We start from the raw sequence: 11,361 nt of genomic DNA on the forward strand, positions 1-11,361 counted from the left end.
CCTTAAATTTACAACCAAAACCTTGCCAAATTGAACACACAACGAATTGTTATTACTGGTGGTCCTGGAACCGGAAAATCATCAATTATAAACGAATTACTATCTAGAGATTTTATTTGTTTTGAAGAAGTCTCAAGACAAGTCACTCTAGATGCCAGAAAAGAGGGCGTTGAACAACTGTTTTTAACCAAGCCACTCCTCTTTAGTGAGTTACTTTTAAAAGCAAGAACGCAACAATTTAAAGAGGCGGATACCATTGCTGAAACTATCGTTTTTTTAGATAGAGGTTTACCAGACGTTTTGGCATACATGGACTATGTCAAAAGTGACTACCCAAAGCATTTTACAGATAGTTGTGAGACTCATGTGTACCATAAAGTATTTGTTCTAGCCCCTTGGCAGGAGATTTTTGTGAGTGACAGCGAACGCTATGAGAATTTTGACCAAGCCGTAGAAATTCATCATTCGCTTTTAGAGACCTACAAACGCTTTGGTTATGAATTGATTGATGTGCCCTTTGAAAGTATTGCCAATAGAACAGACTTCATACTAGATCATTTAAACCTTTAGATGGCTCATCCCATAAACATATTAGAACAGTACTGGAATCACACCTCTTTTAGACCGCTACAGGAAGAAATCATTACTTCTGTATTAGAGAACAATGATACGTTTGCATTATTGCCAACAGGTGGCGGGAAATCGGTTTGTTTTCAAATTCCTGCGCTCATTAAAGACGGGATTTGCATTGTTGTGTCGCCTTTGGTTGCCTTGATGAAAGACCAAGTTAATAGTCTTAAAGACAAAGGGATTAAAGCCATGGCTATTACGAGCGGAATTAGATATACAGAACTGGACGCTTTACTTGATAATTGTATCTACGGAAATTATAAGTTTTTATACCTCTCGCCAGAACGTTTACAACAGGACATTGTGAAGCAACGTATTGAACAAATGAACGTAAATCTTATCGCTGTTGACGAAGCACACTGCATCAGTCAATGGGGAAATGATTTTAGACCCGCTTATAAAAACATTACTATTTTACGACAATTACAACCACATGTCAATGTTATTGCTCTTACCGCTACAGCAAAACCTGAGGTTGTTGAGCAAACTATAAAAGAACTCGATTTTATTGCTCCTAAAATTTTCAAAGCCTCTTTTACGAGACCTAATATATCTTATCAAGTACAACACAGTGAAGATAAAATATATGACTTAGAACAACAGCTTAAATTGCATAAAGGATCTTCAATAATTTATGTCCGCAGTCGAAAGATGAGTATTGAGATTCATAATATTTTAGAAAAAAAGGGATTTAGCTCTACTTTTTTTCATGGTGGCATTCCTACAAAAGACAAAAATGACCGTCTCTATCAATGGATGAATAACCAAAAAGAGATTATGGTAGCGACTACTGCTTTTGGTATGGGAATTGACAAACCAGATGTAAAAACTGTAATTCATGTTAATTTACCAGAAAGTTTGGAGAGTTATTACCAAGAAGCAGGACGTGCTGGACGAAATAACGAAAAGGCATATGCTATTTTATTGACGAATAAAAGTGATGAGCAAATATTAAAAAATCAATTTATAAAAAGCTTACCGTCCATAGACGAGATAAAATTGGTGTATAGAAAGTTGTGTAACTATTTTCAAATCTCTTATGGAGAGGGAGAGTTGAGCGCGCATCAATTCAATTTTAGTGATTTTTGTACCGCTTATAATTTTAAAAGCTCAAAAACGTTTAATGCGCTTCAATTATTAGATAGAAATAGTGTGATTAAATTATCACAGCAGTTTAATTATAAAACCAAACTTCAATTTATCGTGAGTAATGCCAGTATGTTTTCATATTTAAATACGCACGCACAATATAATACTGTAGTCAAAACAATTTTGAGAACTTATGGTGGAATTTTTGAACACCAACTGGCTATAAATTTAACTTTAGTCGCTGATAAATCTTCAGTTCCTGAAAAACAAATCATAGCCATTCTACACCAACTTCATAAAGATGGCATTATTGATTTCCTGTTTTCTAATACAGACTCTGAAGTTCTTTTTCTGCAACCTAGAGAAGATGATAAAACAGTTAATAGAATCGCTAATGTTGTTGAGCACCAACAAGTACTTAAACGTGCGCAAATTGATGCTGTATTAAAGTTTATAGACAATGACCGTATTTGTAAAAACAAACAACTATTAAAATACTTTGGTGAACTTACAGAAGTCGATTGTGGTATTTGTTCAGTTTGCATGCATCATAAAATTTCCGAAGAAAAAAAAGACAGTCGTACAGTCACAACGCGAGTGATTTTAGAATTAGAAAAAAACCAAATGAGTTCTAGACAATTGGTAGAAGAGTTACCCTTTGAAAAAAACGATATTTTTAAAACCTTACAGTACTTACTTGAACTGGACGCTATTGAGTTGACAGCTGCTAACCGCTATAAAATAAAGACAAAATGATACGTGCATGTTAACAGCATTAGCGACCAAGAGATTGGTTAATAGCAAGACGCATGTAATCTAAGAACGATAAGACATATAAACAGATGAAAAGAGATAGTTTAAGAATTATATTTATGGGAACTCCAGATTTTGCGGTTGCCACTTTAAAAACACTAGTCGATAGTGACTATGATGTTGTTGGTGTCATTACTGCTCCAGATAAACCAGCTGGTCGTGGACGACAACTAAACGAATCTGCCGTTAAAAATTATGCAACAGAGCATGGTTTAAGAGTTTTACAACCCACCAATCTAAAAAACCCAGATTTTATAAAAGAATTAGAGGCATTGGAAGCTAATCTCCAAATTGTAGTTGCTTTTAGAATGCTCCCAGAAGTGGTGTGGCACATGCCAAAGTATGGGACTTTTAACTTACATGCTTCGCTCCTTCCCAATTATAGAGGTGCAGCTCCCATACATTGGGCCATAGTTAATGGTGAAAAAGTATCTGGTGTTACCACGTTCTTTATAGACGAAAAAATTGATACAGGTGCTGTTATTCTACAAGAGGGTATCGCTATTGCAGATGATGAAACTGTAGGAACGCTCCATGATAAGTTAATGGCTCTTGGGAGTACGCTTGTTCTTAAAAGCGTTGATTTAATTCAAGAAGGTGACGTAACAACGACTATTCAACCAAAAACCGATGAATTAAAAACGGCCTATAAACTAGATAAGGATAACTGTAAAATTGATTGGAGTTTAGATCTAGATACTATTTATAATAAGATAAGAGGCTTGAATCCTTTTCCTGCTGCTTGGTGTTATTTAAATAATGGCGAGGAGCATCTCAGCATTAAAATCTTTGCTATTGAAAAGGAAACTTTTGATCATGAGTTAGATTCTGGTGTACTAGAAATATCGAAACATGAGCTAAAAGTAGCGGTTATAGGAGGTTATATAAATATTAAAGAAATCCAACTTCCAGGAAAGCGAAAAATGGATGTGAAGTCTTTACTTAACGGTTATGATTTTAACCAAAATGCAAAAATGCTCTAAAACCCTTATAGACATTGATATTTTGAAAATATCGGATGAAATGCATTCCTTTATTAACAAATATTCAAAGTTATCAACAAATATCGGTATTTCCCTGGCTATTACTTGCGTAGGTGGATTTTACGTATAATTTTGTGTACGGATTCAACGATAACGTTTAACCCAACTATTTTTTTTAACAATTTAAAATATAATTTTATGAACAAAACAGATTTAATCAACGGAATGGCAGAGAATGCAGGAATTACTAAGGCTGCTGCTAAAAAAGCATTAGATTCATTATTAGTTGATATCGAAGGATCTTTACAAAAAGGTAACAGAGTTTCTTTAGTAGGATTTGGTTCTTGGTCAGTTTCTAAAAGATCTGCAAGAGAAGGAAGAAATCCTCAAACAGGAAAAACAATACAAATCAAAGCTAAAAACGTAGTAAAGTTTAAAGCTGGTTCTGATTTAAGTGGTGCTGTAAACTAGTACATCGCTAAAATAGATTACGAAAAGCTCACTGTAAAGTGAGCTTTTTTGTGTTTACTAAGTTAGTAATTGACGTTTTTTATAGGTTATTAACAAAATATTTTTTAGTTTTATTACACAAAGCGTAATGTATGATTACTTCTAAGCCCAAAAAAGGACATCTATTAATTGCCGAACCATCAATCATTGGTGACCTATCATTTAATAGGTCTGTAATTTTATTAGCCGATTATAATGATGAAGGGTCCATTGGCTTTATTTTAAATAAACCTTTAGAATATACGCTTCACGATCTCATTCCAGAAACAGAAGCTCAGTTCAAAGTTCACAATGGCGGTCCTGTAGAACAGGATAATTTATACTTTATCCACAAAGTACCACAACTTATACCTGATAGTATAGAGATTTCTAATGGTGTCTTTTGGGGAGGAAACTTTGAAATCGTTTTACAACTTCTTAAAGAGCACAAATTAACAGACTCAGATATTCGGTTTTTTCTAGGATACTCTGGCTGGGAACCTAAGCAACTTGACAATGAATTAGAATCAAATGCATGGATTGTTTCTGAGAACGTTTACAAAAACGAGCTCATAGAAAAAAGTTGTGAATCCTTCTGGAAACAAAAAATGTTAGAACTTGGAGGCGATTATTCACTTTGGTCTAATGCTCCAGAAAACCCAAGTTACAATTAGTACAACTTACAACTAAAAACAAACTTTAAAATGTGCTTCTAACATACCCAAATATCATTATAACATATAACTAAGATGATACTTAGATTTTGGCTCACCACTTGATTATTTTTTAGTACTGCGTTTACGATTCTGCAATTTCTATGTCATTTAGACACCCTGTAATTCAAATTTTAATACGCTCATTTTAAGACATTATGAGTTTAAGACAACCGCAACTTTGTATTTAAACGTTTCAAGATATCTTCTGAAATTTTAGTATTAAATTCCTTTTTGCGATACCTTAAAATGGGTTGAATTCCAACAATTACATTAGTAATAAATAATTCATCTGCTTTTTGAAGTTCAAAAGGCGAGATAGACGTCTCCTCAACAACATAATCTCCAGAATTTACAATAACCTCTATTATTTGCTTTCTCATAATCCCTTTGAGACAACCATCATCTATAGGCGGTGTTTTTATGTGTTCTCCAACAACCAGAAATAGATTTCCGTTTAGTGCTTCGACAACATTTTTATTGGTGTTTAAGACTAGGCAATTGTCTAATTCATTTTCCTCGGCATAGATACTACCCAGAACATTAATGGCCTTATTATTCGTTTTTAATGTGGATAATAACCCAGGAGCAACAAAGTAATCTTTGTATAAATCAACTGTGTACTCGGCTGTTTTTGGGAGGGTATAAAAATCACTATCTGCTTTCTCAACAATTATGGAGTAGTTTATTGTTTTTTCCTTCGGAAGATACTTACCACCTTCTCCTCTATCTACATTGAGTCTCACTCTCACTGAAGATTTCGCTAAACCATTAACACTAATCGTTTTTAAGAGTTCTTCTTCAAGAAATTCCATTGTAAAGTTCATCGGGATTTCCATACGCATAATACGCATTGAAGACATTAATCTAAAGTAATGATCCTCCCAAAATAAAATTTTACCATAAACTACTTTTATGGTTTCAAAAAGCGCATCACCATATTTATAACCTCTATTTTCCGAAGAAATAAAAGGTGCGTTTTCAATTAGGGTACCATTAACATTTATCATAAAAAAAAGTCTCGATTATCCTTCTTATTAAAGGGTCGAGACAAATATAAAATATAAATGATCTACAAGTCTTAAGCTGATCCTAAAACTTGCTTCAAACTTGAAATTTGGTTAGCCCAAAGCATTTTTGACTCCTCAATTTCATCGTCCTCTGCAAAATCTGTGACTATAATAGACACATCTTTTGTGATTTCATCTACTTGTATTCTAATTTCAAAATAGTCTGATGAACCATCTTCGTCGTCGCTTAGCCATCTAAACTTGATGCGCTCACCACTTTTTTTACTCAATAATTTAGCAGTTTCCTCACTTCCATCCCATATAAATGTAAATAACTCACCTCTCGAATTCACATTATCTGAAAACCATTCAGATAAGCCTGAAGGTGTTGATATATATTGATATAAAAGTTGTGGTGAAGCATGTATAACAAACTCCATCTCAATTTTAACTTTGTCTTCCATAGTTATAATATTATGTGGTCAATATATACATTAATTGTTGAGATTAAAACTAAAACATAAAAAAAATAATTTGCACATTTTATGTTTGTTCAGATAGATATTGTTTTTATATTTGCACCCTCAGAATGGCGAGGTAGCTCAGTTGGTTAGAGCGTTGGATTCATAACCCAGAGGTCACGGGATCGTGCCCCGTTCTCGCTACAGTCTTAATCAAGTACAAACAACGGTTTAGTTCACACTAAACCGTTTTTTTATGATTACTCTAAATGACTTTATTACCTTTGAACACGATTTAGAACACGATTCAGAACACGATTTGGCACACAAAAAAGAATTTTCGCCTCCAAAGATCTATAACGCCAATGGCGACTTATCCAAGCGGTGGTATGTGTATTTCTCATATAGAGACATAGAAACAGGCAAACTCAAACGTCAAAAAAACATCTATGGCAGTGCAAACTCTTTTAAAACCAAAGAAGATCGTCTCGCACTTTTATCTCGTTATCGCAGACGACTTTTAAAACTATTGCAACACGGTTACAATCCAAATAGTGACAATACGAAGCTTTATAACGCTAAGCTGCTTAAAGCGAATACTGCAGAACATAAAGAAGAAACCGTAAAAAAGACATTCGATCCCCAAGTAGCATATCCTAAAATTAAAACAGACGACGTTTCAACAAAGACATCAATCCTTGAAAATAACGAGACTGAAGACCATGCTATGTCATTGCGTGATGCTTTTGATTTTAGTTTAAGAATTAAAGAGAAACAAATAAGCTCAAATTCTCTAAAGGATTACACCTATACGACTAATGCTGTGGTTAAATGGACTAAAGAGAACCATCCTAGACTAAAAAACATAGATCAATTCAATAAAAAAGCTGCACTGAAATTTTTAAATTCAGTACTATTGAGATCAAGCTCTAGAAATAGAAATAATTACAGGTTGAATTTAAGCAGTCTTTTACAAACCTTAGAGGATAACGAAATCATTTCAACGAACCCTATTAAGAATATCCCAGTATTACGAAGTATTCCTAAACGAAACAAATCGTATTCTACCGAAGAGCACGAGAAAATATTTACATATCTAAAAAAGGAAGATCCTCTACTCCTACTGTACATTAAATTTATTAGCTACAACCTATTAAGACCAGTGGAAGTTTGTAGGCTAAAAATAAAGGATATCAATCTGGTTGATAAAACGATTCAGTTTAAAGCTAAGAATAGTCCATTAAAGACCAAACTCATTCCGAAAAAGATACTTGACGAACTTCCTGAATTATCAAAATTAGATCCTGATTTTCACTTATTTACACCTGTGAAAATTGGAGGTGATTGGGATACTGCCGATGTAAATAAGAGTAATTATTTCTCTAAGCGCTTTAAAACGGTCGTAAAAGATCACTTTCACTTAGACAAAGAACAAACACTATATAGTTTTAGACATACCTTTATTACGATATTATATCAATCGTTAGTAAAGGGGTCTTCCCCTCATGCCGCTAAAAGTGAACTGATGAATATTACAGGACATTCCACGATGGATGCTTTAGAAAAGTATTTAAGAAATGTTGACGCTATATTGCCAAACGATTACTCCAACCATTTTGATAATGATTGATATTTCGCAAATCATAATTAGCAACATCACTAAAAGATATATATTTTATATTCCTAGTTCAATCTATTCCTTGATAGAAAGCTCAGATTTTAAAGGTATTATTCCCAAAGAAAGGTATGATTGCATTATGTATTACAACGAAACAGGGACATTAATTGATACGGATGTAGAAGACATAGGTCTCATGGAAGTCATATCGAAAAAAAGTATTTTACAAAAAAACTTAGTCGCTTTGTTAGAGTCAAAATCTACATTAAGCCCTGCTGCATTTGACGTAATTTTAAAAGACTATGTAATTCAAATAGAATCTCACCAATACGTAACGTCGTTGATGTATGAAAATATCACTACTGTTTTTCCAAATATTGCTGATGTTTTAGTTAGCTCATTTAAATTTCAAGCGCACATTTTTAATGATCATTATACGCAACTCGTAAGTCATTTTCAGTTAAAAAACAAAGCAACTAATCTCAATAACAAGAATGTTCTTAAAAATTTTAGAACTACAGTTTCTAAGGGTTATTTACAAAAAGATATTGCTAAAGATAACGTTCAAAAATCGTCGTTTAAGAATCTATCTACTCCTCCGTCAAGTGGTACTTACAAAATGACTGATGCAGAGATTGATTTATTTTTATTGCAAACTGTTTTTGGTGTTGCAGTTTAGTTATTAGGTGATATCATTTGACAATAAGTTGGTTGTTATGAGATAAATTCTTAATTTAGCGTCAAACAAACGTTTATTTTACGCTAAATGATAGATAAAGAATTTTACACTTGTGAGTACTGTTTTAAAGAATTTGAACCAAAAAGGCGTCGTGTACAGAAGTATTGCAGCAACACTTGTAGGTCCAAGGCTTACCATGCGAGAAAAACAACTCCTATAATAGAGGCAAAAAATGATGGGACCGTTGTTCCAAAAGATATACCTACTCCCTCTAAAGAAAATATGTCGTTGGCTGGTGTTGGTAATGCTACTGCGGGTAGTTTAATTGCTAATGGATTAAAGGCTATAACAACATCTAATAAAAACAAAACAGCTACTAAAGGTGATATCTCTGAATTGAAAGCTCTATTAACTAGCAGGTATTTACCTATAAAAAACATCCCTACCGATTTACATGGAAGACATCCATACTATGATATTGACACTAAAAATCTTATTTATCTGGTTAATAGCGTTTAAAAAACTAGTGACACTTTAATTTTCGAACTCTCGTTGTATACCAATTATAAAACAACGCTCCACTCTTAAATACAGAGGATTACCATCGTTTTCTGACCAAAAGCCGTCTAAAACATCTTTTGTAATACTTTTTTAAACAGCTACTCATTTGCAAAGTGTGTCATTATCGCTTTGTAATTAAAATTAATAACCAAAATATTATCTTAAAAAAAACCTATATAGAGATGCACTTAATTATTATTAATTAACCGTTTAGCAATAATCCTATCATTCTCGTCTGTTGCTAGTTGAAGTGTATCTTTGCAAGCTTCAGTATCTCCATCTCAATTGCGTCCTGTGATATTGAAGTGGTATATGTGTACTGTTATAATCATTTATTATGTGATGTCTTTGATTTGGTTAAGGGTTTTGTCGTTTATCTAGGTGTTTAGAAATAAGACACACCCTGTAAGCTACATGACTAAGACTGCTTTCGTAATAATTGTGTTCAGCATTTTAAAGCAATAATTAAATAGCAATATTACTAAACGCTGTAATGACTTGAAATAAATAGTTTACCAACTCACTTTTAAAAAAAGGTGTTGATTTAAGACAAATCCAAATTTTAAAAAATTACATTTCTAATAAAAAGACAAAGATTTAGACCTAAAGGTTAATATGACTGCTTTTAAGAAAACAAAGCCCCTCTAGACGTTTAAAATTATAATTAAGATATATACAACATATGTTATATATATCCTATATTTAGAGGTATATATAACATATGTTGTATATCCTATTGTTGGCAGTAATTAAAAAAAATGACGTTACGAAAAGAGACATTATCGCATTACAACCAGATAGAGGGTTACGAAAAAAAATATGACCCTATTGGAAAATTATTATTTGAACATAAATATTCGCCAATAACTGGAAATGATAAAACAAAATTTATTTATGACCAAAATGAAAAAGTAATTCAAGAGATTACTCAAAAACATGATTACTCTGGTAATATTTCAATTTTATCGAAAGACTACAAATACAATGAGAATACAACAATAATATCACATTCTAATGTGAGAAGTAGAAACTCATTTGACGATTTTGGAAATAAGGAAAAGAACTGGAACGAAACAAATGAAGTATTTAAAATAGAAACATTCAAATATGATGATGACCTACTTCTTTTTAAACATACCAAAAATTTAAAAACTGGAATTGAAATAACAGATGAATATAGATATGATTCTAAAAAGAATCAGACTGACTATATTAAAAATGGTACTGTAATTTTCAATAAAGAATTCAATTATGAAAACGGTCATTTAATTTCAATGAAAGAATACAAATATTCTGAGGGTAGAAAATTTTTAGCTTTTTCTGAAAGTTATAATTATGACAATGACGGAAATATTACTAAACTTGAAAAAAGCGGTTTATATAATTCAATAATGCGAGTGTACAATATTATTGAGTACAATAAAGAAGAAAATTTTTCGACGGAAGTTTATAAAGGCTATTATTACTATGATGAATTTCTTGGTTATTATAATTATGAATCGATGTTAAAGGAAAATAAAGATGATTTTCAACTAAATTATTTGTTACCTACTACGTTTGACGACAGAGAATTTGAAATATGTGTATTTAAAAAGTTCGATTCAAGAAATGATTTAATAGAGTCATATCATTTTAGCATGGAAAATGAAAAAAAAACACATCGGAATTTTTTTGTACATGAATATATGGGAGGCAAAACGATTGAATTTGAACTATGTTTGACAATGGATGAGAATGACAACCTAAAGAAAAATTATATTAAAAGGTATTATTACTAAAAACTACTGCCAACACCGTATATAATTTATTGCTGGCTTCTCGCCTACTTACGAAAGTCCTCGCGGACTTTCTTGGTCGGTAATTATTTACTAAATTAGTTGCTTGGAACACGCAACAAACCATATACAACAACGTTAGCGGTCATTGCTCACTCAGCTCCAAAAAAAATTAAATCACTCTAAAGTGGTTTAAAATAAGAGGTAAAAACGTACTCGGTTTTTTGTGGATGACCGAAATCTAATATGACTATCGGAATCTATCAAAACGCAACTGTTGCGTATCTCAAATCTCACTTTTATATAATAGTACTCAACGGATTTACGAATCATTACGACACTCTTGCGACGGACTGATCTTCTGCACGGATCATTAGTTATGTGTTCAACTAGTGAAACAAAATAACGACCGCTAACAATATGTATAAAAAATGCTTATTTTGGTGCTTAACTAAATGATTGTGTTCTGTTTGCTAACTTCTGATTTTCCTTCGGAAAATCCTCTTGTACAAACACGCACATTCTATACACGTAACGTTG

General features: G+C 32.5%; 11 protein-coding genes and 1 tRNA gene. 10 read left to right on the forward strand and 2 right to left on the reverse strand.

The window, feature by feature from the left end; all coding sequences use genetic code 11:
• Positions 1–30: 30 nt before the first annotated feature.
• From H593_RS0112400 to H593_RS0112420, 5 genes are all read left to right on the forward strand, one after another.
• Positions 31–570: an AAA family ATPase gene (locus H593_RS0112400; RefSeq protein ID WP_028872744.1), complete on the forward strand. Its 540-nt coding sequence runs from the start codon at positions 31–33 to the stop codon at positions 568–570.
• Complete coding sequence (locus H593_RS0112405; protein ID WP_028872745.1) at positions 571–2,475, forward strand: RecQ family ATP-dependent DNA helicase; 1,905 nt, start codon at positions 571–573, stop codon at positions 2,473–2,475.
• An 86-nt stretch (positions 2,476–2,561) separates the two neighbouring features.
• On the forward strand, positions 2,562–3,515 hold the full coding sequence (gene fmt, locus H593_RS0112410) for a methionyl-tRNA formyltransferase (protein ID WP_028872746.1): 954 nt from the start codon (positions 2,562–2,564) through the stop codon (positions 3,513–3,515).
• Between the two features lie 198 nt (positions 3,516–3,713).
• The gene (locus H593_RS0112415) at positions 3,714–3,986 is read left to right on the forward strand and encodes an HU family DNA-binding protein (protein WP_028872747.1); all 273 of its coding nucleotides are present in this window, start codon (positions 3,714–3,716) and stop codon (positions 3,984–3,986) included.
• Positions 3,987–4,117: 131 nt separating this feature from the next.
• Positions 4,118–4,678, forward strand: coding sequence for a YqgE/AlgH family protein (locus tag H593_RS0112420; protein ID WP_028872748.1), 561 nt, complete (start codon positions 4,118–4,120; stop codon positions 4,676–4,678).
• Between the two features lie 203 nt (positions 4,679–4,881).
• Here H593_RS0112420 and H593_RS0112425 read toward each other — a convergent pair whose 3' ends face one another.
• Together H593_RS0112425 and H593_RS0112430 are read right to left on the reverse strand one after the other, a co-directional pair.
• Positions 4,882–5,727 carry an aminotransferase class IV gene (locus tag H593_RS0112425; protein ID WP_028872749.1) on the reverse strand — a complete coding sequence of 282 codons (846 nt, stop codon included), beginning with the start codon at positions 5,725–5,727 and terminating at the stop codon, positions 4,882–4,884.
• A 71-nt stretch (positions 5,728–5,798) separates the two neighbouring features.
• Positions 5,799–6,191, reverse strand: coding sequence for an START-like domain-containing protein (locus H593_RS0112430; protein WP_028872750.1), 393 nt, complete (start codon positions 6,189–6,191; stop codon positions 5,799–5,801).
• Between the two features lie 127 nt (positions 6,192–6,318).
• Here H593_RS0112430 and H593_RS0112435 point away from each other — a divergent pair.
• The 5 genes from H593_RS0112435 to H593_RS0112455 all read left to right on the forward strand — a co-directional run bounded on the left by H593_RS0112435 (position 6,319) and on the right by H593_RS0112455 (position 10,824).
• A tRNA-Met gene (locus H593_RS0112435) sits at positions 6,319–6,392 on the forward strand.
• Positions 6,393–6,444: 52 nt separating this feature from the next.
• Positions 6,445–7,818 (forward strand): tyrosine-type recombinase/integrase, encoded by a 1,374-nt coding sequence (locus H593_RS0112440; RefSeq protein ID WP_051229725.1) that lies wholly within the window; start codon positions 6,445–6,447, stop codon positions 7,816–7,818.
• On the forward strand, positions 7,811–8,485 hold the full coding sequence (locus H593_RS0112445) for a hypothetical protein (protein ID WP_028872752.1): 675 nt from the start codon (positions 7,811–7,813) through the stop codon (positions 8,483–8,485). Before H593_RS0112440 ends, H593_RS0112445 begins: the two co-directional genes overlap by 8 nt.
• Before the next feature lie 87 nt (positions 8,486–8,572).
• The gene (locus H593_RS0112450; protein WP_028872753.1) at positions 8,573–9,004 is read left to right on the forward strand and encodes a hypothetical protein; all 432 of its coding nucleotides are present in this window, start codon (positions 8,573–8,575) and stop codon (positions 9,002–9,004) included.
• A gap of 800 nt (positions 9,005–9,804) precedes the next feature.
• Complete coding sequence (locus tag H593_RS0112455; protein ID WP_028872754.1) at positions 9,805–10,824, forward strand: hypothetical protein; 1,020 nt, start codon at positions 9,805–9,807, stop codon at positions 10,822–10,824.
• Positions 10,825–11,361: the final 537 nt, after the last annotated feature.

Origin of the sequence: Psychroserpens burtonensis DSM 12212 (assembly GCF_000425305.1) — a bacterium.
Classification (GTDB): Bacteria; Bacteroidota; Bacteroidia; order Flavobacteriales; family Flavobacteriaceae; genus Psychroserpens; species Psychroserpens burtonensis.

Bases quoted from the DNA above. Each gene is read 5' to 3' on its own strand.
- H593_RS0112405 (WP_028872745.1), top strand. From the start codon at position 571: ATGGCTCATCCCATAAACATATTAGAACAGTACTGGAATCACACCTCT.
- fmt (WP_028872746.1), top strand. From the start codon at position 2,562: ATGAAAAGAGATAGTTTAAGAATTATATTTATGGGAACTCCAGATTTT.
- H593_RS0112415 (WP_028872747.1), top strand. From the start codon at position 3,714: ATGAACAAAACAGATTTAATCAACGGAATGGCAGAGAATGCAGGAATT.
- H593_RS0112420 (WP_028872748.1), top strand. From the start codon at position 4,118: ATGATTACTTCTAAGCCCAAAAAAGGACATCTATTAATTGCCGAACCA.
- H593_RS0112425 (WP_028872749.1), bottom strand. From the start codon at position 5,727: ATGATAAATGTTAATGGTACCCTAATTGAAAACGCACCTTTTATTTCT.
- H593_RS0112430 (WP_028872750.1), bottom strand. From the start codon at position 6,191: ATGGAAGACAAAGTTAAAATTGAGATGGAGTTTGTTATACATGCTTCA.
- H593_RS0112440 (WP_051229725.1), top strand. From the start codon at position 6,445: ATGATTACTCTAAATGACTTTATTACCTTTGAACACGATTTAGAACAC.
- H593_RS0112445 (WP_028872752.1), top strand. From the start codon at position 7,811: ATGATTGATATTTCGCAAATCATAATTAGCAACATCACTAAAAGATAT.
- H593_RS0112450 (WP_028872753.1), top strand. From the start codon at position 8,573: ATGATAGATAAAGAATTTTACACTTGTGAGTACTGTTTTAAAGAATTT.
- H593_RS0112455 (WP_028872754.1), top strand. From the start codon at position 9,805: ATGACGTTACGAAAAGAGACATTATCGCATTACAACCAGATAGAGGGT.